We start from the raw sequence: 23,326 nt of genomic DNA on the forward strand, positions 1-23,326 counted from the left end.
GCAGATCATGGAACTGCATAGTCCACGCGAAGCAGCATCCTTTGCGCTCTCGCTTCTTGACCTTACGAACCTGCGCGACGACTGCGACGATGCCGCGATCGAGACATTGTGCGCGCGGGCGCAGACCCCGTATGGGGCCGCGGCCGCAATCTGCATCTGGCCGCGCTTTGTCGCCTATGCGCGCGGAATCCTGGGACACGGTCACAAGGTTCGCATTGCCACGGTGGTGAATTTTCCGAGTGGTGACCTGCCGGTTGCCTCCGTGGTCGAGGAGACCCGACAGGCGGTGGAAGATGGCGCCGACGAGATCGATCTGGTCATTCCCTATCGCAAGCTGATGGCGGGCGACGAGCAGGCGGTGACCGACATGGTCGAGGCCGTGCGCGCAGCCTGCCCGCAATCCTGCCTCAAGGTCATTCTCGAGACCGGGGAACTGAAGGACGCATCGCTTGTGGGACGCGGCTCGGAACTCGCGATCGCTGCCGGTGCCGATTTCATCAAGACTTCCACCGGCAAGGTTTCCGTCAACGCGACACTGGAAGCGGCCGATAGCATGCTGCGGGCCATCCGCGCCTCCAAGAAGCGCATCGGCTTCAAGCCGGCCGGTGGCATCAGCACGGTGGCGGATGCGGATCTCTACCTCCGGCTTGCCGAATCGACCATGGGCCCGAACTGGCTCATGCCATCGACATTCCGCTTCGGTGCCTCCAGCCTTCTCGACGATATCCTCGGCGTGTTGAGCGGCGCACCCGCATCCCGCGCTTCCACCGGCTACTAGGCGCCATGATCCCGCAGGAGATCATCCGTCGCAAACGCGATGGCGAGGTTCTGTCATCGGGTGACATCGCCGCATTCATCGCGGCGATGACGGATGAGACGATCTCCGAGGGACAGGTTGCAGCCTTCGCCATGGCCGTGTTTTTCAGGGGCATGTCGCGGGACGAAACGATTGCGCTGACGCTGGCGATGCGCGATTCCGGTCGTGTTCTGCAATGGTCGGATGCCGGGCGACCGGTGGCCGACAAGCATTCGACCGGCGGCGTCGGCGACAACGTCTCGCTGATGCTGGCCCCGCTCTCGGCCGCCTGCGGGCTTGCCGTTCCGATGATCTCCGGTCGCGGCCTTGGCCATACCGGCGGCACGCTCGACAAGCTCGAGTCGATACCCGGTTACGACGTGATGCCGGATGAAACGCGCCTGCGTGCCATCGTCAGGGATATCGGTTGCGCCATCGTCGGCCAGACCCAGGAACTGGCACCGGCCGATCGCAGGCTCTATGCGATCCGCGACGTCACCGCGACGGTCGAGGCCATCTCTCTGATCACCGCTTCGATCCTCTCGAAAAAGCTCGCAGCCGGTCTCGAAACTCTGGTCCTCGACGTGAAAGTCGGCAGCGGTGCCTTCATGCGGTCAAAGGACGAGGCTGAGCTTCTCGCGCGCTCGCTGGTCGATGTCGCCAATGGCGCAGGCCTGAAGACTGTGGCTCTTTTGACGGATATGAACCAGCCGCTTGCCGATGCTGCCGGAAACGCGCTGGAGATCAGAAACTGTCTCGCGGTCCTCAAGGGAGAGAAAGCAGGGACGCGACTGGAAAGCGTCGTGATCGCCGAAACCGCGGAAATGCTGGTTCTCAGCAATCTCGTTGCGACCATCACAGAGGCTGAAGAGGTTGCGCGACGGGCACTGGCATCCGGTGCAGCCCTGGAACGCTTTGCTCGTATGGCCCATGCGCTGGGCGGTCCGGCAGATTTCTGCGATAGGCCGGATGTCTATCTTGCGGAGGCGCCAGTCATTCGCCCGGTCCTCGCTCCTGCCGATGGCTTTCTCGCCACCTGCGAAACGCGCGCACTCGGCATGGCGGTGGTGGAGCTTGGCGGCGGCAGGCGCCGTGCCGGAGACGCGATCGACCATCGCGTCGGCATCGATGCCATTCTCCCGCTTGGCACCAAGGTCTCAAAAGGGCACCCGATCGCTATGCTCCATGCAGCAACGGAAGAAGGTGCAGCGCGAGCAGCAGCCGACGTCACCGCCTGCTATTCAGTGTCTGATGAAGCGCCTGTCCTACCGCCGGTCATTCTCGGCCGGGTCGAGTAATCGCTAAGGGATCAGCGTCAGGCTTCCATCTTCGACCTGGAAGGATTTCAGTTTCTTCAGGAAGGTCATGCCGATCAGCGTGCTGGAAAGCGCTTCGTCGCGCAGCACGAAGGCATCGACCTGTCTGACCCGGACATTGCCGATCTCGATGCGATCGAGGATGATGCGGGCGCCGTCTGTCTTCCCGTTCGCCGTATTCATCTGATACCGGAAATCGAGACTGTTGACCCCGAAGCCCAGCTTGCGGGCCGTGCTTTCGTTGATGGTGACTGCCGATGCGCCGGTGTCGACCAGCCCTTCCACCGTCTTGCCGTTGATCCGGAACTGGCCGCTGAAATGGCCTCTGCCATCGGCCGACAGCCTCACCCGGCCGGGGGACACGGAAGCGGGTTGGGCCTTCGCAGAGCTCGGCGTTTCCGCAGTGCCGCTCGCAGGCTCCGGCACGCGATCAACAAGCGTCATCACCGCCGGGATCTGCGTTGCAAGCAGAGCTGCGAGGCCAGCGAAAACAAGGGTGCGCAGAAGCATGGTCATCCTTTGCGAGTTCGCCTTGAAGGTAGCAAAGGACAATGAAAAAATGGCCCGCGAAAAGCTTCGCAGGCCATTGCCATGAAATCTAGGTAAGCAAAGTCTGAACTGCGTTACTTCGTGCCGTACATCCGGTCACCAGCGTCGCCGAGGCCGGGCATGATGTAGCCCTTTTCATTGAGGTGGCTGTCGATCGAAGCCGTATAGATCTTCACGTCGGGATGCGCGTCCTGGAAATTCTTGAGACCTTCCGGGGCTGCAAGAAGGCACAGGAAGCGGATGTTTTTCGCGCCACGCTCCTTCAGCTTTTCGATCGCGGCGATCGCGGAATTGCCCGTCGCGAGCATCGGATCAACGACAATCAGCAATCGCTCATCGAGATTTTCAGGCGCCTTGAAATAGTATTCCACTGGCTGCAGCGTGTCATGGTCTCGGTAGAGGCCGATATGCGAGACACGGGCCGATGGCACCAGCTCGAGCATTCCCTCCAGAAGGCCGTTGCCGGCGCGCAGGATGGAAACGAACACGAGCTTCTTGCCTTCGACGACGGGCGCCTGCATCTGCGTCAGCGGCGTCTCGATCGTCTCCATGGTCAGGTCGAGATCGCGCGTCACTTCATAGCAGAGAAGCATGGAAATCTCGCGCAACAGCCGCCGGAAGCCGGCCGTCGAGGTTTCCTTCTTGCGCATGATGGTCAGCTTGTGCTGCACCAGCGGATGATCGATGACAGTCACGCCGTCCATGGTTTTACCTCTCTGTTATCCGTGTCTTCATCCGGGAAAATGGTCTCGCGCGCAAGTCGTCATTGTGCCGCTGTAGCGTCAAACCTGGCAAGCAGCGCGGCGCGGGTCGCCTCGTCCACAAAAGCCGCCTCTATCGCGACACGGGTCATGGCATCGATTTCGGCTTCGCTAAAACCCATGACCTCCGCCGCAATGTCGTATTCCCGGGCAAGCGAAGTCTTGAAGAACGGCGGGTCATCGGAATTGATGCAGACCCGCACACCAGCAGCCTTCAGGGCTTTTAGGGGATGGCTCTCGAAATCCGGAAAGACCTGCAGCGCGATATTCGAACCGGGGCAGACTTCCAGCACGGTTCCGAGCTCGACCAGCCGCTCGACCAGAGCGGGATCTTCGATGGCGCGTACACCGTGGCCTATCCGCGATGGACGCACGAGATCGAGCGCGTCGGACACGCTGAATGCCCCGCAGACTTCGCCGGCATGGATCGTCAGGCCCAGCCCTGCGTCGCGGGCAATATCGAATGCGCGCGCATAATCCGCGACACGACCCATGCGTTCCTCACCGGCCATGTTGAAGCCTGTGATGAGCGGGTTGCAGCATCGGGCAGCGTATTCCGCGGCGGCAATCACGCTGTCAGGGCCGAAATGCCGCTCGCCGGTCACGATGATGCGTGTCTCGATCCCGGTCTTTTCCTTCGCGGCATGGATCCCGTCACAGATACCGGCGAGATAGGCGTCGGCACCGAGCCCGATGCGGTCGCCATGATCAGGCGATACGATGATCTCGCTGTAAATCGTGTTGCAGGCGGCAAGCTCGCAGAGATAGGTCTCCGTCAGCAGCGCATAGTCGGCTTCTGTTCGGAACAACGAGGCGATGGCGTCGTAGCTCAGGATGAACTCGGAAAAATCCTTCCAGGTATAGGTGTCACCGGAGAGGAGAGGGGCGATGTCCACGCCGTATTTCTGGGCTTGCGCCCGTGCCAGATGCGGCGGCGTGGCACCTTCGATGTGGCAGTGGATCTCGGCCTTTACAAAGTTCTTCGTCACAGAAAACTCCATCCGTGTCTTCCGGCGGGAATGCGGAGATGGGCAGCGACTGTCTCACCGATATCGGCGAAAGTCGGCCGAAGCCCGATCGAGCGGGAGCGAATGCCGGGACCGAACGCGATGATCGGCACCCGCTCGCGTGTGTGGTCGGTGCCGCGCCAGGTCGGATCGCAGCCGTGGTCGGCGGTGATGATCACCATATCGCCCGGCTGGAGGCGGCGATGCACTTCCGGAAGAGACCGGTCGAACTCTTCGAGAGCGGCCGCATAGCCCGCGACGTCGCGACGGTGTCCGTAGAGCATGTCGAAATCGACGAAGTTGGTGAAGACGAGATCGCCTTGCTCGGCTTGCGCCATCGTGTCGAGCGTCGCATCCATCAGGGCGTGGTTGCCGTTTGCCTTGATCACGCGGCTGATGCCCTGGTGCGCGAAGATATCACCGATCTTGCCGACGGCGTGGACGGTTCGGCCCGCCGAAACCAGCCGGTCGAGCAATGTCGGCTCCGGCGGCAGCACTGAATAGTCGCGCCGGTTGCCGGTTCGCTCGAACGTCTCCGGCGTGTCGCCAGTGAATGGTCGGGCAATTACCCTTCCGATATTCAAGGGATCGAGCAGCGTCCGCACGGTCTCGCACAGCTTCAACAACCGCTCCAGCCCGAAATGGGTCTCGTGCGCGGCGATCTGGAAGACGCTGTCGCTGGACGTATAGCAGATCGGCTTGCCCGTCCGGACATGCTCTTCTCCGAGTTTTGCGATGATGTCTGTGCCCGAAGCATGGCAGTTGCCGAGAATGCCAGGGATATCGGCTTCGCGGCAGATCGCCTCGACGAGTTCGGGCGAAAACGCATCCCCCTCGATCGGGAAATAACCCCAGTCGAAGGTGACCGGCGTGCCGGCGATTTCCCAATGTCCCGACGGCGTGTCCTTGCCGAGCGACAGTTCGTTTGCCGCGCCGTGAAGGCCGAAGACGCGTTCGGGCCGCTGCATGCCGATCGGGTAGTCGCCGCTGGCAAGCTTTGCGATTTCGAGCAGGCCGAGCGAGGACATATTCGGAAGGCTGAGCGGTCCCTGCCTCAAGCCGGCTCGGTCCGCGGCACCGGCGGCACAGAATTCGGCAATATGGCCGAACGTGTTGGAGCCAAGGTCATTATACGCCTGCGCATCCTGGCCGCCGCCGACGCCGAAGGAATCGAGAACGAAGAGGAAGGCCCGTGCCATCTGTCACCCGGAAATTGAAATCGCCTGTGCGGACAAGTGACACAAATCACCTGCCCGGATGGCGATACATATAGTCGCGCGATCATGTTGGCAAAGGGGAAGCAGAGGACCGCGTCAGCAGCCGTTACAGTCGATACTGGTTCCGACGCGTTGACGGTAGTAGTACTGGCGGCTGAGCGTGATCGTCTGGAGCTGAGGTGGAAGCAGTCCCGGCATGATCATCAGCAACTTGTGCGTAACCGATAGCTCTGTACGCACCAGAAACGTGCTGGCTGTGCGCATGTCGCTCGGAACGTTGACGGTGCTGCCCACTGCGTACGGCTTGCCGTTAGACTGATCCCACGACCAGGCAACGGTCGGATTGCTGTTTGCGTCCAGCTGCACGCCGGTGATCTTCAGGCTCAGGTTCTGCGGCGCGTAGGGCGCAAAGATGCTGCCCGTCACATCCTTCATTGTGGCAAGCCACGTCGGGGTCACGCTCGCCTGCTGGGTCGTAATGTCGGCAATCGTGCTTGCGGAACTCGCGGTTCGCTTGGAGACACTGAGCGCAATCGTCAGCTCGAATGCCGTGATGTAGAGAAAGATCAGAAGCGGCACGATCAACGCGAACTCGACGGCGCCCGCGCCCTTCGTGTCAAGGATCAATGCCCTGAAGCGGCAGAGCCATCCGGTCTGTGCAGCCCGCCTGGTTGTTGGGGTCGCCATCACGGATAGTCCTCGTTCTGGAATGCAGCCGTTTCGACGATCAGGAAGTAGTTGGGCCGTGTCCCGTTGGTTGGCCGGACATTGGTTATGTAGGGCCGCACCAGATCGGTGATGACCTCCCATTTGTAATAGGCCCTCAGCATATTGACGGTCTTTGGCCCGCCCGGCGAATAGTAGTTGATGGAGGCCGTATCCAGTTCGCCGAATGTCGTGTTTGCGGGTGTCCGGGGCACTGTCTTCGGGATCGCTGAGAAGGTCGTAAAGGTGCGAACGTCGAGCCAGAGCTTGTTCGGGGTCGCGATTTCCGATGCATCGCATTTGATCAGGATCGCAATCTCGCCGCAGAACGCGGTCCGGAATTTCGTCCGGTCCATATCGGTGCCGGGACGGCCGAGAGCGTAGGTGATGTTGCCTGTTCTGATCTTGCGGGCCATCGTGTCGACGGCATTGGCAACCAGTTGCTCGCCGGCGAAGGCAACAAAGGTTTCGATGATGGCAAAGACGATCACGAAATAGGGGATGGCCAGGAGCGCAAATTCGATCGCCGCGGCACCATCCGTGGACCGGCTGAACCGGCGCCATGGACGCCGAGAGTGCGTCGCCGGCACGCGCGACGCGCCAGCGCCGTCAGTGTGCCTATCGTTCTGATGCATTGCCGCCCCCGGTCCATTCGAGCCGCGATACTAGGAGGGGAATATTGATATTCCGTTGCCGAATGGGATTAGAGTTTAGGCACCTGTGTCCACGTAGAGCAGGTCGGGCGACGCAGCTGGGCAATTTTATGTCTGGCGTCGTGTCAGATCAAGGCCGTCAGGGCGTTGCACCAGCCGTATTCTTGAATTCCACATGCTGCTCGCAGTTGGGCGTGCAGGAGAGAACAGAGCGCTCGGTCTGACGGTACACGCGAACCGTATTGCCTTCGTCAATGGAGACGAGAATACGTTCGTCGGCAATTGCATTGCCGTCCTCATCGAGCAGGACGAGATTGGTCGTTCCAAACGCACGGCCCGTCAAGACGATGGTTGTCGGGTCGGCCACGGTCGCGTCGGCGACTTCCGCGTTGCCAACAATCACCTTGGCCACTGGCCTATCCAGTTTCAGCACCCGCGCGTGATTCATGAACACGCGCACAAGGCCGTCTTCCTGCGCCAATGCCGGGCCGCTGAGGCTTGTGGCAATGCCGCAAAGGCATGCGAAGGCAACGAGCATTTTGCGCACAACCATCGTGGTGGCCTTTGAATCGATGAACAGTCGTGTCTCAAAGATGGCGTGGAATGGTGAATGAAGCCTTAAGTAAATATCTCGAGGCTGAGCTTTCCGAAACGTTAACTAATGATGACAGGAGCAAGAGCGGCATTTCCGTGCAAAAATGCGGCTGCAAATATCCCATATCCGCATGTTTATGATATTTTATTAGGTAAATATAATGTTCGGGGACGCAGTTTTCGATTTGAATGATGCTGTTGGTGGGTTGTTTACCCAATGTGCCGTATCAGGGGGGGTAACACTTTGGAAAGGTTCTTCGTTAAGTCGATAGCAATCGTCTGGGGTTAGTTTGGGTTATCCGAACAGCGGAAAACAGTTGTCGGTAAGTGCTGAACCGTAGGTGGGAATAGGAGATTCCATGTCCAAGATTTTTGCTCGTTTTATGAAGGATGAGTCTGGTGCGACCGCCATCGAGTATGGCCTCATCGCAGCTCTCATTTCCGTGGCCCTGATCGCCGGTGCGACCACGCTCGGCGGCGCTCTGAACAACCAGTTCAAGAACCTCGCTACCAAGCTGAACCAGCAGTAAGTTCTTAAGAACCGTGATGTCTATGTGTAGACCGCCCCACCAGGGGCGGTTTACAGCTTTAGGCCTTGATACATAAGATCGAGGGACGCGGCGCCAAAAGGATGCTTGAAATGGTTGTCATTGTAACCTTGATCGTTCCATTCTGTCTTGCGCTCGCTGCCATCAGCGATCTTTTCACCATGAAGATCCCGAACAAGCTGTCTGCCGCTATCCTCGTTTCGTTTCTCGTCTTCGCACCGCTGGTCGGTCTTGGATGGGCGGACTATGGGATGAGTATTGCCGCAGCTTCCGCCGTGTTTGCTGTGTGCTTCATGCTGTTTGCGATGAACGTGATGGGTGGCGGCGATGCCAAGCTTCTGACGGCAACGGCAATCTGGTTCGGCTTTACGCCCGCCCTGATTTCGTTTCTGGTCACCGTCGCCTTCGTCGGCGGATTTATTACACTCATCTTCCTGCTGTTGAGAGCAAACGCCAATACAGCAATGGCAATGGGGATACGCCTGCCGGCTTCGCTGGTGACAGAAAGCAAGATTCCCTATGGTATCGCGATCGCGATCGGCGGCTACTTGACCTTCCAGCAGTCGCCTGTCGTCGATCTTGTGCTTCTGGCCGCAAGCTAATCGACGCGCACGGCAGGGTAACATTGCGTTAACCCAAATCGTAAGCTTCCTATTAACCATAATTACACCATTCCGGCGCATGCTCTCGAGGATTGATTTGTATTCCTCCGAGGAAGCTCATGAAGCCCGCTCGTCTTATGATTCTCGCAGTCGCAGTTGTAGCGGCAGGTCTTGCCGGCCTGCTGGCGATGCGCCTTACTGGTCAGAAGGGCCCGGACCTCGTCGAGACGGTCATCCAGCGGGAGCCGACGACGAAAGTTCTCGTTTCGGCTGAGAACATTCCCGTCGGCAGCCGGCTCAATGACAAGTCGGTCCAGTGGGTAGAGTGGCCGAACGGCAGCGTCGTCGAAGGCTTTATCACGAGCGACGCCCGGCCGGATGCCATCGCCGATGTCGCCGGCTCTGTCGTTCGCCTGCCGATCTTCAAGGGCGAGCCAATCCGCGCCGAGAAGATTGCAGACTCCTCCAGCCGAATCATGTCCTCGCTGCTTCCGTCCGGAAAGCGCGCTGTCGCGACCGAAATTTCCGTCGCCACCGGGGCTGGCGGCTTCGTGCTCCCCAATGACCGCGTCGACGTGATCATGGTGCGCGAGAACAAGGACAGCGGCAATTTCATCACCGAAAACGTCCTCAACAACGTCCGGGTGCTCGCGATCGACCAGCAGATCCAGGAGGCGCCGGATGGCAGCAAGTCGGTGGTCGGAACGACCGCCACGCTGGAACTGACCCCCGATCAGGCAAAGATCATCACGGTGGCGCAGCAGATGGCAGAGCGCCTGACGCTTGCTCTCCGTTCGGTCGCGGATGCCCAGGAAGCCGATACGGTTGCAGCAGATTATCTGCTGCATGGCGGCGGCAAGGCAGAGGTCCAGGTCATCAAATCAGGGGCGATCGTCAAAAGTTCTGCCTCACAGCAGACGAAGTGAACGGGGCGGGCACATGAGCAAGCTAAGAGCCAGAATTCGTAGGTCCTCGGTCGCCGGGATAGCCCTCTGCCTGTCGGTATCGGGCTTTCCAGGCGGATACGCGCCGGTCGGTCTGTCGGTCCGCGATGCAGTCGCCGCTTCCGATGCCAACCTTATCCGCATCACCGAAGGCGGCCCTGGCGTGAAACGCCGTGTCCAACTCGGTTTGAACAAGGCGCTGGTTGTCGATCTCCCGGCCGATGCGCACGACATCCTGGTCGCAGATCCTTCGCTTGCCGATGCGGTCACGCGAACCTCGCGCCGCATCTACCTGTTCGGGAAGACCGTCGGCCAGACCAATATCTTTGTGTTCGGCCCGAACGGCGAGGAGATCGTCAGTCTCGACGTAGAGATCGAACGCGACATCTCCGGTCTGCAGCAGAACCTTCGCCGGTTCCTGCCGGAATCCGACATCAAGGTCGAGATCATCTCCGACAACATCGTGCTGTCGGGCACGGTGCGCACGCCGCAGGATTCGTCGCAGGCGGAAAAGCTCGCGCGCGCCTTCCTCAAGGGCGGTGAAGCAACCACCCGCAACATCACCGCACAGGGCAATAACGGCGACGCGGATATCTTCGCCGAAAACCGCCAGCAGTCGCAGATCGTCAACCTGCTGACGATCGAGGGAGAAGACCAGGTCACGCTCAAAGTCACCGTCGCCGAAGTCAGCCGTCAGGTTCTGAAACAGCTCGGTTTCAACGGCTCGATCAGCGGCAACAAGGGGGCGATCAACTTCGCCAATCCAACCAACCTCGGCAATGCGGTCAACACCTTCGGTTCGGGCGGCCTCGCGGGGTCCATCGGTGCCGCAAGCATTTCGACCTACATGAATGCAATGGAACAAGCCGGCGTCATGCGGACGCTTGCTGAACCAAGCCTGACTGCAATTTCGGGCCAGCAGGCCAAATTTTACGTTGGAGGCGAGTACCGTCTTCCGGCGGACCAGGAGGTCAGCAAAGAGGATGGAGGGACGACCGTATCGCGAACAGTTCAGTCAGTGGACTATGGCATCGAACTGAATTTCAAGCCGGTCGTTTTGTCACCTGGCCGTATCAGTCTGAATATCGAAACCAACGTTTCGGAACCAACCTACGAGGGTTCCGCAACGACGGGCAACGACTTGGACCTGCGTGTTCCCGGCAACACCTACATGTCGATCCGCAAGCGCGAAGCGTCGACGACGGTCGAGCTTCCCTCCGGCGGCTCGATCGTCATTGCAGGTCTTGTCCAGGATAACGTCCGCCAGGCGATGTCGGGCTTCCCGGGCATCTCCAAGGTTCCGGTGTTCGGTACGCTGTTCCGCAGCAAGGACTTCATCCGCAACGAGACCGAACTCGTCATCATCGCGACGCCCTATCTCGTGAGGCCGGTGGCCCGCAACGAGATCGCTCGCCCGGATGACAATTTCAATCCTGAGAACGACGCGGCTTCCTTCTTCCTGAACCGCGTCAACAAGATCTACGGCCGCAATGAACCGGCCAAAAGCGGTGGCAGCCAGTATCATGGCTCCGTCGGCTTCATCTACAAGTGAGCGGGGATCGATCATGACCATCACATCGACATCGGCCTCCGCTGCAAAGCGTCGCCAAATCCAGTCTGCCCTGGGCATTGCGGCGCTTGCCGCGCTTTTGTCCTCCTGCGGCAACAACATGACGACCGGCTCGATTCCGGACGACTACAGAACCCGCCATCCCATCGTGCTGGCAGAGGGTGAATCCTCGTTGGATATCCCGATCGGATCGGGCGATGTCCGCCTGACAATCGGCCTTCGAGATACGGTCAAGGGTTTTGCGCAGCGGTTCGTGGCCTCGCCTGCCGGTCTGATCCAGGTCCAGGTGCCGCAGGGCTCCTACAATGCCGGTGCAGCATCGCATCTGGCTGGCGACGTTCGCCGCACCCTGATCGCCAACGGCATCAAGCCGCAGCGCATCCTGATGACGAGCTATGGAGCCTCGCCGACCGGCGATGCGGCCCCGATCCGGCTTTCCTTCGTCACGACAAAGGCGATGACCGGCCAGTGCGGCAAATGGCCGGCAGACCTGTCGAACGATACCTACAACAACAGCAACTGGTACAATTTCGGCTGCGCCTCGCAAAACAATCTGGCCGCCCAGATCGCCAACCCGTCGGACCTGATTGCTCCACGCGGAATGACGCCGATCGATGCCACGCAGCGCGCCGGTGTGATCCGCAGTTACCGCGGCGAGACGACAAGCAGCGACAGTGGCAGCGGCACGACGATCAACATCAACGGCAACTGACGGCGGCCTTGAACCGGAGAGAACCATGAGCGCGATCAACTACGAAATTCGCGGTTCCGGCCAGGAGGACATCTCGGGCGCCGAGCCGGAGCGGAACGGCGACATGGAGGCCCTGCGGCCCCTGCCGCGCATTTCCATCCACGCCTTTTGCGAAAGCGACACCATGCAGCGGATGATGGACCGCATGGGCCGCGACCGGCGCATGGCAAAGGTCAATCTGCGTGTCACAAGCGGCAGCGTTGCTGCAGCCGCCAACATGTTTGCGTCGTCACCAACCCCGAATCTGGTCATTCTCGAGACCGATGCGGAGCCAAGAAACCTGCTGCACGAGCTGACACCGCTTGCGGAAGTCTGCGACCCGTCGACCCGTGTGATCGTCATCGGGCGCTATAACGATATCCCGCTTTATCGCGAACTGATCCGCAACGGCATATCGGAATATCTTGTCGGTCCTGTCGAGATGGCGGACATGCTGGCATCGATTTCGGCCATTTTCGTCGATCCGGAAGCCGAACCTCTGGGCCGTTCGATCGCCTTTGTCGGCGCCAAGGGTGGCGTCGGTGCATCGACCATTGCGCATAACTGCGCATTCGGCATTTCCAGCCTGTTCTCCACCGAAACCATTCTTGCCGATCTCGACCTGCCGTTCGGGACCGCCAATATCGATTTCGATCAGGATCCGGCCCAGGGTATTGCCGAAGCGGTGTTTGCACCCGAGCGCCTCGACGAAGTTTTTCTCGATCGCCTCCTGACCAAATGCTCCGAACACCTCTCGCTTCTGGCCGCCCCCTCGCTGCTCGACCGGGCCTATGATTTCGACAGCATGGCTTTCCAGCCGATCATCGAGGTCCTGCAGCGCTCGGCGCCCGTGGCTGTTCTCGATATCCCGCATGGCTGGTCGGAATGGACCCGTTCGGTTCTCGCGTCGGTGGACGAGGTGGTCATCTGTGCGGCTCCCGACCTTGCCAACCTGCGCAACACCAAGAACATGATCGATGCGCTGAAGAAGCTGCGTCCCAACGACCGCGCTCCGCATCTCATCCTCAACCAGGTCGGCATGCCGAAGCGCCCGGAGATTGCGCCTGCCGATTTCGTCGAGCCGCTTGAAATCGAACCGATCGCCATCCTGCCTTTCGATGCGCAGTTGTTCGGCAATGCCGCAAACAGCGGTCGGATGATCTCGGAGATCGACGCAAAATCTCCGATGGCCGAAACCTTCTCGCAGATCGCTCACATCGTCACCGGTCGGGTGGCCATGAAGAAGGCGAAAAAGGGCGGTCTCGGCAAGGTCATGCAAATTCTCGGCCGCAAATAGTCAGACGTTTAGGGACTGGATCGAATCATGTTTGGAAAGCGCGGAAACGAAGGTTCTGGGAAGAGCGTCGGCTTGATGCCGCCCGTCTCTGCGCCGCCTGCCATGACGCCGCAATCGACCATGAAATCCACAGCACCGGAGATTCTGGCCGAGCCCGTGCGCGATACAGGCGGAGTACGGCAAGCCGTCGCACCGCCACCGCTTGCGCCACCGGCCGCCGGCCGTCGTCGCCAGGCCCGCACCGAACAGTATTACGATACCAAGAGCCAGGTTTTCTCAGCACTTATCGATACGATCGATCTGTCGCAACTTGCCAAGCTCGATGCCGAGAGCGCGCGCGAGGAAATCCGCGATATCGTCAACGACATCATCACGATCAAGAATTTCGCGATGTCGATTTCCGAGCAGGAGGAACTGCTCGAGGACATCTGCAACGATGTGCTGGGCTATGGTCCGCTGGAGCCGCTTCTGGCCCGCGACGACATCGCCGATATCATGGTCAACGGCGCTGGCCAGACCTTTATCGAAGTCGGCGGCAAGACGATCGAGTCGGAGATCCGCTTCCGCGACAACGCGCAGCTCCTGTCGATCTGCCAGCGCATCGTCAGCCAGGTCGGCCGCCGCGTCGACGAAAGCTCGCCGATCTGCGACGCCCGTCTGCCGGACGGTTCGCGCGTCAACGTCATCGCGCCGCCACTGGCGCTCGACGGGCCTGCCCTCACCATCCGCAAGTTCAAGAAGGACAAGCTGACGCTCGATCAGCTGGTCAAGTTCGGAGCGATTACGCCTGAAGGTGCAACTGTTCTGCAGATCATCGGCCGCGTCCGCTGCAACGTCGTCATTTCCGGTGGTACCGGTTCGGGCAAGACCACGCTTTTGAACTGCCTGACGAGCTATATCGACAAGGACGAGCGCGTCATCACCTGCGAGGATACGGCCGAACTGCAATTGCAGCAGCCGCATGTCGTGCGTCTTGAAACCCGGCCGCCGAACATCGAAGGTGAGGGCGAGATCACCATGCGCGACCTCGTCAAGAACTGCCTGCGTATGCGCCCGGAACGCATCATCGTCGGCGAAGTGCGCGGACCTGAAGTCTTCGACCTGTTGCAGGCAATGAACACCGGTCACGACGGCTCGATGGGAACGATCCACTCCAACACGCCACGCGAATGCCTGAGCCGTATGGAATCGATGATCGCCATGGGCGGCTTCACCCTGCCGGCTAAGACCGTTCGCGAGATCATCACCGGATCGGTCGACATCATCATCCAGGCGGCACGTCTGCGCGACGGTTCCCGCCGCATCACCCAGATTACCGAGGTGATCGGCATGGAAGGCGACGTGATCGTCACCCAGGACCTGATGCGCTACGAAATCGAAGGCGAGGATGCCAATGGTCGCCTGATCGGCCGCCACGCATCGACCGGTATTGCCAAGCCGCATTTCTGGGATCGCGCACGCTACTTCGGCGAGGAGCGCCGTCTGGCGGCAGCTCTCGACGCGATGGAAATGGTAAAATCTTGAGAGCGGATCAGAGATAGGTCTCGGGGGAGCGACGGATGTTCGGACTGGATATGACCGTTGTGTTGATCATCGCTCTGGCGGCCGTAGCCGCCGGTGCGGTCTGCTATGCGCTGCTGTTTTCCCGCATCGAGGTCGAGAAAAAGACCGATGCGCGGTTGAGCCGGGTCAAGAGTGCGGAAACCGACCTGACCCGCATGAAGGCATCGCGGGATCGGGTCCAGGAGCTTTCCAAGCGCCGCAAGTCGGTCCAGGACAGTCTCAAGGACCTCGAAAAGCAGCAGCAGGAAAAAAACAAGAAGATGGGCGACCGCAGCCTGAAGGCGCGGCTGCCGCAGACCGGTCTGTCTCTCACCGTCCCACGCTTCTACGTCTACAGCGCCGTGTTCGGACTTTTCGTCTTTCTGGTGACGTTGATCGCCGGCTTGCCGCTGCTTGGCGCCACCGGTGCCGCGTTTGCGGCGAGCCTTGGGTTTCCGCGCTGGGTCGTCGGTTTCCTGATCAAACGCCGTCAGGCCAAGTTCCTGGACGAGTTCGCCAATTCGCTGGATGTCATGGTTCGCTCGATCAAGTCGGGACTGCCTCTCAATGATGCCATCCGGCTGATCGCGTCGGATGGTCAGGAGCCGGTCAAGACCGAGTTCCGGCGCGTGGTGGACTCCCAGCAGATCGGCCTCAGCATCCCCGAAGCCTGCGCACGCATGCTGCAGACGATGCCGCTTTCGGAAGTCAACTTTTTCGCCATCGTCATCGCCATCCAGAGCCAGGCTGGCGGCAATCTTTCCGAAGCGATCGGCAATCTTTCGCGCGTCCTGCGCGAGCGCAAGAAGATGAAGGCCAAGGTGAAGGCGCTGTCGATGGAAGCCAAGGCTTCCGCGTGGATCATCGGCTCATTGCCCTTCGTCGTGTCGACGCTCGTCTATCTGACCTCGCCGGACTACATATCGATCCTTTTTACAGACCCACGCGGCCATATCATCATGCTCTTCTCCGCAGTCTGGATGGGCATCGGAATTTTCGTGATGCGCAACATGATCAACTTCGAGATCTGAGGAGAACCGCACGTGAAGGATCTCGCCGCCACTTTAACCGATCCGGCCATGTTGTTTGCGCTTCTGGTCGCCGTCGCAGTGTTTGCGACCTGCTACACGCTGGCGATCCCCTTCATGGAAAAGGGAACGCTCGACAAGCGCATGAAAGCGGTTTCGACCGAGCGCGACGCAATCCGCGCCCGTGAGCGCGCGCGAATGAACGATCTGTCGAAGGCATCGCTGCGCACCCAGAACAACCGCTCTGCAAGTCACATCGTCGACCGGTTCAATCTGCGCGAAGCGCTTGTCGATGCCAATACGGTGAACAAGCTGCGCGCCGCAGGTCTGCGCACCCAGAACGCCCTCAACTTGTTCCTGGCGGCGCGTTTCATCCTGCCGTTCTGCTTCCTCGCAGCAGCCGCGGTGTGGATCTTCGTGCTTGGCAATCTGGAATCCAAACCGATTGCCATCCGCATGCTGGCGGCCATCGGGTTCGGCTATCTGGGCTTCTACGCTCCCAACATCTATATTTCCAACCGTATGAAAAAGCGGCAGCATTCGATCAAGAGAGCCTGGCCCGATTCGCTCGACCTGATGCTGATCTGCGTCGAGTCAGGGATCTCGATCGAAGCCTCCATGCGCCGGGCGGCCGAGGAGATCGGCACCCAATCGCCTGAACTGGCGGAAGAACTGGTGTTGACCACGGCGGAGCTGTCCTTCCTTCAGGATCGGCGCACGGCTCTCGAAAACCTCGGCATCCGCACTCAGCTTGATATCGTCAAGGCGGTGGCGCAGGCGCTGATCCAGGCCGAACGATATGGTACGCCGATCGCCCAGGCTCTGCGCGTTCTGGCTCAGGAAGGCCGTGACGAACGCATGAACGATGCAGAAAAGAAGGCGGCGGCTCTTCCGCCGAAGCTGACCGTCCCGATGATCCTGTTCTTCCTGCCGGTCCTCATCGCCGTTATCCTCGGCCCGGCCGGCATCCAGGTCTCGGACCGGTTCTGACCGGCAGCCTGAGAACCGCCCTCATTGGCTCAAAAGCAAAAACCGCCATCCCGATGGAAATGGCGGTTCTGTTTCGCTGGAATTGTCGAAACCGGCTGGATCAGTTGACCGCCGTCGTGCCCTTGTCGCTGTCGGCGAGTTTGCGCCAGGAGTTCTGCTGGGAGAGTATGGAGCGCAGGTAGGTCACGTTGGCATCGGCCTGCTGCTGGGAAAGTTCCCGGCGGGCAATGCCCTCTGCCTCTGCGAAGCGGCCCTGCAGACCGACGACAAGCGCCAGGTTCTGGCGAACGCGGCTGTCGGCACCCGGCTGCTGCGAGGCGTTCTTCATGTAGCTTTCGGCAGTCTTCAGATCGCCGGAGAGAACGTAGGACATGCCGAGGTTGGACATGACGGTCGGCTCGTTCGGCCGTGTGTTCAGGGCCTGGCGATATTTCGCGCGAGCTTCCTGCGAGCGGCCGAGCTGATCGAGAACGGCACCTTCCGCCGAATAGAGGCGCCAGTCGGGATGGTCAGGCGTCTGCGCGCGGTTGATCGTTGTCAGTGCCTGTTCGAGCTGGCCGGCACCTGCCTGTGCCTTGCCATAGGCGGAAAGGACATCGCGGTCTGCAGGATGCGCAATCGCCACCTGCTGCATTACGGCGAGTGCCTGGGTGTTCTTGCCGGTCATGCCGAGAACGTTGGCGTAGCGCAGGCCGATATCCTTGTTGCTCGGGTTCTTGACATAAGCAGCGCCGATGGAGCGTTCCGCTTCAGCGAGTTCGCTTGCGTTCATGCCATCCAGCGGCGCAGCGGAGATCCTCTGGGGAATCGAGCCCGTCGTCAGCGTATCGCGCTTGCTCGTGGTACACCCCGTCACAGACAGTGCCAGAAGAACGATCGCGGTTGCCTGCGCAAGCGGCGCGAGCGCGAACAGCCGGGACGAGCGAGACGGGGTGGCGACAGATGCAGTCATCGATGGCGATCTCGTTGGGGGCGTCGTTCAATCGTCGTCCGGTCTAGCAGCCGATTGTCGTCGGCGCTTTGCGAACACATTTGAAAGACAGGAATAAACTGTTAACCCTAACGATCCGTTAAAATGAACGTTTCCAGATCCTTGCGAAGGTTGCCATGACCCCATACCAGCATACCGTCCGTCCAGTATTGTTCAGCCAGAAGGGCGCTACGACCCGGCCCGTCCACGCCGTCACGCCCGCGGATCTGGAGAACGGTCGTCTCGACGCGGCGGTCACCGACTGGGCGAAGGCTGCAGGCTTCAAGGCCGAAGCCGGCGCATTCACCTTGCTGCCGGGCAAGGACGGCGGCGTCGCCGGCGCGGTGTTCGGACTGGGCAAGAACCCGTCGGAGCAACCCTTCATCGCGGGGAAGCTGTCAAAGCTGCTTCCGCCAGGTGATTGGCATCTGGAAGGCGAGGGCGTATCGCCCGAGCAGTTCGCGCTCGGTTTTGGTCTCGGCAGCTATTGCTTCAGCCGTTACAAGACTGAAAAGTCGAAGGATGTCCGCCTCGCCATTGGAGCTTCTGCGGATGCGGCAGATCTCGAGCGCCAGCTTGCCGGTGTGTTCCTCGCCCGCGATCTCGTCAACATCCCGACCAACGAGATGGGGCCGGACGAACTGGACGCAGCCTTCCGGGCGCTCGGCGCGCAGTACGGCGCAACCGTCACCACGATCGTCGGTGATGACCTGCTGACACAGAACTTCCCGCTCATCCACACGGTCGGTCGCGCCAGCGCCTCGCAGCCGCGTCTCCTCGAGATGCGCTGGGGCAAAAAGGGCGATCCGCGGGTCACGCTGGTCGGCAAGGGCGTGTGCTTCGATACCGGCGGTCTCGACATCAAGGGCGCCGCCAACATGGCGCTGATGAAGAAGGACATGGGCGGTGCCGCCAATGTCATGGGTCTTGCGTTGATGATCATGGATGCAGGCCTGGCGATCGATCTTCAGGTTCTGGTGCCCGCGGTTGAAAACTCGATCTCATCCAACGCCTTCCGTCCCGGCGACATCTACAAGAGCCGCAAGGGCATCACCGTCCAGATCGACAATACCGATGCGGAAGGCCGGCTCGTGCTGGCCGACGCGCTCGCCTATGCGGACGAGACCCCGCCGGACCTGCTGATCGACATGGCGACGCTGACGGGTGCCGCACGCGTCGCGCTCGGCACAGAACTCGCCCCCTATTTCACCGACGACGAGGCGCTCTCAGCCAAACTTACGGCAGCAGCAGGCTCGCAGGCGGATCCGATGTGGCGACTGCCTTTGTGGATGGGCTACGACAAGGACATCCGGTCTCGCGCCGCCGACATCACGAACGCGCCTTCCGGTGGCATGGCCGGTGCGATTACCGCGGCGCTGTTTCTCAAACGCTTCGTCACGGCCGCAAAGAGCTGGGTGCATTTCGATATCTATGCCTGGGTTGCAGCGGACAAGCCGCATGCCTCCGTCGGCGGCGAAGCATTCGCGATCCGGGCGCTCTACAAGGTCATCAAGGACATGGCGGCGAGGTAAGATCGCGGGGCATCAAACGAAGCGGTAAGATCTCGCACCTAAGATGGACGCGACACGCAATCTTGGAGGCGGGATGGCCGCAGACTTAACCGCAACGCAGGCACTCGGCCTCTGGCATCGCGTTTCGCTGGAACAGGTGAAGCGCGACGAGCGGGATCTTACCCTGCGCCAGTTGTCGATCCTCTTGCATATCTATCTCGTGCCGCCGCCCCACACGGTACGTGGCTTGGCCGCCACCCTCGACGTCACCAAGCCGGTGATCACCCGCGCACTCGATACGATGGGTGCGCTCGGTCTGGTCGATCGGGTGAGGGACGAGCGCGATCGCCGCAATGTCGTGATAAAGCGGACCGTTGCCGGCGCCCTTTACCTCGAAAATCTCGGCGACCTCATCATCCGTGAAAGCCGCCGCACGGCTGCCGCATAGTGCAACGAACCTGCTGATAAATCCGATCTGACCCTGGAACACACAAAGATGACCGATCTCGACAGACGCCTCCATGCCTTCCGTGCCGACCTTGCCGATGCGGCGCTCGAAGGTCGCGTCGATTCCGCTCGCTTCGTGCAGGGCGTTGCGGCGCAAATCGCCGTCCCCGTTGCCCCGCTTCGACCTTCACCGGATCTGGAAAGCGGGATCGATACGCAACTTCTGTTCGGCGAAACCGTGCGTGTCTTCGACCGCAAGGACGGCTTCGTCTGGGTCCAGGCCGATCAGGATGGCTATGTCGGCTACCTGCCGGACGTGATGCTCGATGTCGTCGAGCAAGCGACGCACCGTATCGTGACGCAGCGCACCTTCGTCTATCCGGGCCCGGAATTGCGCAAGCCGCCGCTTCGCGCACTGTCGATGGGCAGCCGCGTGACGATCGTCGGCAAAAGCGAAACCCGCGGCACCCACTATTTCACGCTGGCCGGCGGCGGCGCCGTAATTGCCGACCACTGCCTGCCGATCTCGGAAGTTGCCGGCGACGACTATGTCGCGGTCGCTCTGCGGTTCCTGGAAACGCCCTATCTCTGGGGCGGCCGAACAGGCTTCGGCATCGACTGCTCCGGCCTCGTCCAGCTGTCGATGGCGATGATCGGCAAACCGGTACCGCGTGACAGCGAGATGCAGGCAGCCTTTGGTGGGAGAATCGATGCCGAGGATCTCCGCCGCGGCGATCTCGTCTTTTGGAAGGGCCATGTCGGAATCATGGAAGACCCGGAAACCCTGCTCCACGCCAACGGCCACACGATGACTGTGGCGCGCGAAAATTTCAAAGCCGCTGTGGAGCGGATAGGCTGGCTCTACGGACAGCCGACCGATTACCGCCGCTTTCCATGATCCGGGCGCAACGATCACGCAAATGTGGGATCGCATCCGCTGGCACCGTGGCGTTGCACCTCTTATTTCGTGAAGGTGATAGAGTGCCGACAGGGACAGAAAAATGCTGAAGGGTGCATGGATTTTACCAGCCGCGATGCTGATGGGGGTCGTCGTAACGGCCCTTGTTCCTGATGACACGATGGCTGCGGAAGGCGACGTGTTCACCCAGTCGCCCCAGACCTTCTTCAAGAACCTGCCCGGCGTGAAACCGACGGAAAGCCTCGTCAAGTCGGATCCCGATTCCTATTCGTGCACCAGTGATATCGGCTACGTCTCGGAATTGAGGTCAGGGCCGGGCGCCCGCTTCTGGGATGACGTGCCGCGGCGGCTGTATCACTGCGAAACGAACAACGGCATTCGCTATACGGGCACGCAGATGCCGAATACGCACTGGGTCCCAGGCATCAACCCGCGGCATCTTCCGAAGTAGAGCGGAGGTGTTTACGAGGCTTCACACGTCTCTCTCGGATTGGGGTTGACGCTGAGAGGCAGTCGCTAGGTCATCAGCCCGCGGATATACTGGCGCAATTCGCATTCCTCGCGAGGGACGCGTTTGACGCTGAATATCCCGTCGAAGGTTGATACACCGATATGTGGAGAGCGCATCGACCGGGGTACGCGCTGAGCGTAGACCGCGCCGTTGCCTGATCTAATCTGGTCGATCAACTCCGGCGTAATTTTAATGGCCGTGCAGTAATCGCAGAAGGTAATCGGGTGAGCGTAGTTTACGCCCGCCATTGAAAGGCTCGCTGCGACGGTAGGAGGGATGACCTCTTCGCTATTGAACCCGCACGGAGCCATAGGAAAATTCTCGACGAATAGGCGCGCAATCCGAGCGAATATGCGATTGCTGTAGAACTGGCCTTCCGCCTGCCCAGCGAAGTACGACGTTAGCCCGAGACTGGCGACGAAGTTGCGGACGGACATATCGCTCGCGACGTCGGTGCGGAAACCTCCCCAATCGGCAGCAAGGTCGTAGATCTGGACATGAGACCCCATTGCATACCTGGACACATAATCACTAAGCCCTGGCTTCACGAGAAGTTCGTTGGATGAAATCAGAACGACGCGATCGAAGTCGGCGCCCCGCTCAAGCGCGTAGAGATAGTTGCTGACATGCGTATGGAGAAGGCCCGCGTTCCATCTGGTTTCGTATGAACTAGGATTGATCAGGACATTCGGAAGGTCGCACTCCCGACGAAACTCGTCCTGCAGCGCGGCGGCTCCCGCTGATATGTGGATGGCAATTGTTGAGCCGGGGCAGAAGTAATTAATGTTTGCGATTTGATCCCGCACGATGGCGGGCATTTCATGGACCGGCAGGGAAAAGAGGATTTTGGTCATCAACGGGCCTGGCTCAGAAAAATTGACGATGGCGTTAGAACACTGCGGCGACTTAACCATCTTCCGATTGTGACATCACGTTCTCCCAGGCTTCGTATCGATCAGCCGGCAAACTGACCGCATAGACGTTTTTCAACACGCACGCTCCGAGATGAACCGGCCGCAGGGCCCTTGGTTTAGCGCGCGCGTGGAGAGCTCCGTCGCCCGTCTTGAGTTGGTGAAGAACAGCTTCCGATATGTCCATCTGAGCGTTGGCAGCCGTGAACGTGATGGGCAGTGAGACGTTCGTGCCGGTAAAACCAAGCCACATGTTAAGCGTTGGAGGTAAGATCTGCTCCGTCGGAAATCCGCACGGCTCCATCGGAAACGATTCCATGTACATGCGCTCCAGATGGGCGAAGACACGTCGGCTGAAGAACTGACCTTCCGCTTGCCCGCCAGCGAAGAGCGGAAGCCCAAGCAGGGACAGGAAGTGTTTCATACCGGCCGAGTCTAAAACCTCAGGCCGAAACACAGACCAGTTGTTCGCGGTCTCTATGCTTTCATAAAGCTCGGTCTGAGCGCCCGTTGTGAACCGCTTCGTATACTCGCCTAATCCGGATTTGATAAGCAGGTCCTCCGCTGAGAAAAGGACGATCTTGTCAAAATCTAGAGACTGCGCAACGGCATGGTGGAAGTTGCTGACATGGGCATGTAAAACGCCCTCCTGCGGCCTGATCTCATAGGAATTTGGATTGATGAAGACGTTGCCGGAGCCGCTACCTTGAGAGACATCGCCTCCTCGAAATGTCGAGTCCCGCGCATGATGAATGCAGATAAACGACCCAGGCGAGAAACGCTCGATTGCCGAAATCTGACGCTCGAGAACTTCCGGGCTACCATTGGCAGTGATCGAGAAAAGCAATTTTTCCATAGGGACACCTGGTCGTTAAATGGCGATTGCGTTGCATTCGACGACTGAAGACCGAGCATCGTTGCTGCCGCATGCGTTACGTGCATTGGCTGTCCTGAGGCTTATCTGGATCTTGGAGTATCGGAGCTGATCCGAGATTGTATCTCAGTCCGTGTTGCGACGTTGAGCATCGATCCAATGATCACTGGAGTGGTGTTGGTGAGGCCCTCGACAGAGCAGAGGGCAAGGACCAAACCTCACTGGCAGATCAATAGCCTTGAACAGTCTTTCCAAGACCTCATCCGCACCATCCATTCCTTGGGGGACAATGGTTACTCATCGCGCGTGTCATGCGCCGCGGAGACGCAGACAG

Annotated in this window: 25 protein-coding genes; 15 read left to right on the forward strand and 10 right to left on the reverse strand. The window is 60.0% G+C overall.

Features of this window, described 5'->3' with window-relative positions:
* Window positions 1-7 precede the first annotated feature (7 nt).
* Both deoC and deoA read left to right on the forward strand, forming a co-directional pair.
* Complete coding sequence (deoC, locus tag ACQY1P_RS06175) at window positions 8-778, forward strand: deoxyribose-phosphate aldolase (protein WP_430255701.1); 771 nt, start codon at window positions 8-10, stop codon at window positions 776-778.
* Window positions 779-783: 5 nt separating this feature from the next.
* On the forward strand, window positions 784-2,094 hold the full coding sequence (gene deoA / locus ACQY1P_RS06180) for a thymidine phosphorylase (RefSeq protein WP_430255703.1): 1,311 nt from the start codon (window positions 784-786) through the stop codon (window positions 2,092-2,094).
* Between the two features lie 3 nt (window positions 2,095-2,097).
* On the opposite strand, the gene ACQY1P_RS06185 is transcribed toward deoA, so the two are convergent.
* The 7 genes from ACQY1P_RS06185 to ACQY1P_RS06215 form a co-directional block, all read right to left on the reverse strand.
* Window positions 2,098-2,622 (reverse strand): TIGR02281 family clan AA aspartic protease, encoded by a 525-nt coding sequence (locus ACQY1P_RS06185; RefSeq protein ID WP_184654340.1) that lies wholly within the window; start codon window positions 2,620-2,622, stop codon window positions 2,098-2,100.
* A gap of 113 nt (window positions 2,623-2,735) precedes the next feature.
* Window positions 2,736-3,365 (reverse strand): uracil phosphoribosyltransferase, encoded by a 630-nt coding sequence (gene upp / locus ACQY1P_RS06190; protein WP_062454129.1) that lies wholly within the window; start codon window positions 3,363-3,365, stop codon window positions 2,736-2,738.
* A gap of 59 nt (window positions 3,366-3,424) precedes the next feature.
* Window positions 3,425-4,411 (reverse strand): adenosine deaminase, encoded by a 987-nt coding sequence (locus ACQY1P_RS06195; protein WP_325263803.1) that lies wholly within the window; start codon window positions 4,409-4,411, stop codon window positions 3,425-3,427.
* Window positions 4,408-5,628, reverse strand: coding sequence for a phosphopentomutase (locus tag ACQY1P_RS06200; protein WP_430255704.1), 1,221 nt, complete (start codon window positions 5,626-5,628; stop codon window positions 4,408-4,410). Before ACQY1P_RS06200 ends, ACQY1P_RS06195 begins: the two co-directional genes overlap by 4 nt.
* A 114-nt stretch (window positions 5,629-5,742) precedes the next feature.
* Window positions 5,743-6,333 carry a TadE/TadG family type IV pilus assembly protein gene (locus ACQY1P_RS06205; RefSeq protein WP_092663895.1) on the reverse strand — a complete coding sequence of 197 codons (591 nt, stop codon included), beginning with the start codon at window positions 6,331-6,333 and terminating at the stop codon, window positions 5,743-5,745.
* On the reverse strand, window positions 6,333-6,986 hold the full coding sequence (locus ACQY1P_RS06210; RefSeq protein WP_062454126.1) for a TadE/TadG family type IV pilus assembly protein: 654 nt from the start codon (window positions 6,984-6,986) through the stop codon (window positions 6,333-6,335). Before ACQY1P_RS06210 ends, ACQY1P_RS06205 begins: the two co-directional genes overlap by 1 nt.
* A 157-nt stretch (window positions 6,987-7,143) precedes the next feature.
* The gene (locus tag ACQY1P_RS06215; RefSeq protein ID WP_092664131.1) at window positions 7,144-7,542 is read right to left on the reverse strand and encodes a pilus assembly protein N-terminal domain-containing protein; all 399 of its coding nucleotides are present in this window, start codon (window positions 7,540-7,542) and stop codon (window positions 7,144-7,146) included.
* A 415-nt stretch (window positions 7,543-7,957) separates the two neighbouring features.
* On the opposite strand from ACQY1P_RS06215, the gene ACQY1P_RS06220 reads away from it, so the two are divergent.
* The 9 genes from ACQY1P_RS06220 to ACQY1P_RS06260 all read left to right on the forward strand — a co-directional run bounded on the left by ACQY1P_RS06220 (window position 7,958) and on the right by ACQY1P_RS06260 (window position 16,849).
* Window positions 7,958-8,128, forward strand: coding sequence for a Flp family type IVb pilin (locus ACQY1P_RS06220; protein WP_062454124.1), 171 nt, complete (start codon window positions 7,958-7,960; stop codon window positions 8,126-8,128).
* A gap of 101 nt (window positions 8,129-8,229) precedes the next feature.
* Window positions 8,230-8,748 (forward strand): A24 family peptidase, encoded by a 519-nt coding sequence (locus ACQY1P_RS06225; protein ID WP_430255707.1) that lies wholly within the window; start codon window positions 8,230-8,232, stop codon window positions 8,746-8,748.
* A gap of 119 nt (window positions 8,749-8,867) precedes the next feature.
* Window positions 8,868-9,674: a Flp pilus assembly protein CpaB gene (cpaB, locus tag ACQY1P_RS06230; protein WP_062454122.1), complete on the forward strand. Its 807-nt coding sequence runs from the start codon at window positions 8,868-8,870 to the stop codon at window positions 9,672-9,674.
* Window positions 9,675-9,687: 13 nt separating this feature from the next.
* Entirely contained in the window at window positions 9,688-11,244 is a 1,557-nt protein-coding gene (locus ACQY1P_RS06235; protein WP_184654230.1) for a type II and III secretion system protein family protein, read from the forward strand.
* Window positions 11,245-11,257: 13 nt separating this feature from the next.
* Window positions 11,258-11,974 carry a CpaD family pilus assembly protein gene (locus tag ACQY1P_RS06240; RefSeq protein ID WP_430255709.1) on the forward strand — a complete coding sequence of 239 codons (717 nt, stop codon included), beginning with the start codon at window positions 11,258-11,260 and terminating at the stop codon, window positions 11,972-11,974.
* Between the two features lie 25 nt (window positions 11,975-11,999).
* Window positions 12,000-13,289, forward strand: a complete 1,290-nt coding sequence (locus tag ACQY1P_RS06245) for an AAA family ATPase (protein ID WP_113166918.1) — start codon at window positions 12,000-12,002, stop codon at window positions 13,287-13,289.
* Between the two features lie 75 nt (window positions 13,290-13,364).
* Window positions 13,365-14,813, forward strand: coding sequence for a CpaF family protein (locus ACQY1P_RS06250; protein WP_430256668.1), 1,449 nt, complete (start codon window positions 13,365-13,367; stop codon window positions 14,811-14,813).
* Window positions 14,814-14,848: 35 nt separating this feature from the next.
* Window positions 14,849-15,862, forward strand: a complete 1,014-nt coding sequence (locus ACQY1P_RS06255; RefSeq protein ID WP_113166919.1) for a type II secretion system F family protein — start codon at window positions 14,849-14,851, stop codon at window positions 15,860-15,862.
* 48 nt (window positions 15,863-15,910) lie between these two features.
* Entirely contained in the window at window positions 15,911-16,849 is a 939-nt protein-coding gene (locus tag ACQY1P_RS06260) for a type II secretion system F family protein (protein ID WP_062580105.1), read from the forward strand.
* Window positions 16,850-16,949: 100 nt separating this feature from the next.
* On the opposite strand, the gene ACQY1P_RS06265 is transcribed toward ACQY1P_RS06260, so the two are convergent.
* A complete protein-coding gene (locus ACQY1P_RS06265; RefSeq protein WP_162759428.1) occupies window positions 16,950-17,801 on the reverse strand; it encodes a tetratricopeptide repeat protein in 852 nt (283 codons plus the stop codon).
* A 155-nt stretch (window positions 17,802-17,956) separates the two neighbouring features.
* On the opposite strand from ACQY1P_RS06265, the gene ACQY1P_RS06270 reads away from it, so the two are divergent.
* From ACQY1P_RS06270 to ACQY1P_RS06285, 4 genes are all read left to right on the forward strand, one after another.
* Window positions 17,957-19,351 carry a leucyl aminopeptidase family protein gene (locus ACQY1P_RS06270; protein ID WP_430255712.1) on the forward strand — a complete coding sequence of 465 codons (1,395 nt, stop codon included), beginning with the start codon at window positions 17,957-17,959 and terminating at the stop codon, window positions 19,349-19,351.
* Window positions 19,352-19,424: 73 nt separating this feature from the next.
* A complete protein-coding gene (locus ACQY1P_RS06275; RefSeq protein WP_062578701.1) occupies window positions 19,425-19,778 on the forward strand; it encodes a MarR family transcriptional regulator in 354 nt (117 codons plus the stop codon).
* A 48-nt stretch (window positions 19,779-19,826) separates the two neighbouring features.
* Entirely contained in the window at window positions 19,827-20,675 is an 849-nt protein-coding gene (locus tag ACQY1P_RS06280) for an NlpC/P60 family protein (RefSeq protein ID WP_430255714.1), read from the forward strand.
* 103 nt (window positions 20,676-20,778) lie between these two features.
* On the forward strand, window positions 20,779-21,147 hold the full coding sequence (locus tag ACQY1P_RS06285; RefSeq protein WP_062454111.1) for a hypothetical protein: 369 nt from the start codon (window positions 20,779-20,781) through the stop codon (window positions 21,145-21,147).
* 65 nt (window positions 21,148-21,212) lie between these two features.
* Here the strand turns inward: ACQY1P_RS06285 and ACQY1P_RS06290 are convergent, their stop codons facing one another.
* Both ACQY1P_RS06290 and ACQY1P_RS06295 read right to left on the reverse strand, forming a co-directional pair.
* The gene (locus tag ACQY1P_RS06290) at window positions 21,213-22,061 is read right to left on the reverse strand and encodes a hypothetical protein (protein WP_162728228.1); all 849 of its coding nucleotides are present in this window, start codon (window positions 22,059-22,061) and stop codon (window positions 21,213-21,215) included.
* Window positions 22,062-22,113: 52 nt separating this feature from the next.
* On the reverse strand, window positions 22,114-22,974 hold the full coding sequence (locus ACQY1P_RS06295; protein ID WP_430255716.1) for a hypothetical protein: 861 nt from the start codon (window positions 22,972-22,974) through the stop codon (window positions 22,114-22,116).
* Between the last annotated feature and the right edge of the window lie 352 nt (window positions 22,975-23,326).

This window comes from Neorhizobium sp. DAR64872/K0K18 (assembly GCF_050500175.1).
Taxonomy (GTDB): Bacteria; Pseudomonadota; Alphaproteobacteria; order Rhizobiales; family Rhizobiaceae; genus Neorhizobium; species Neorhizobium soli.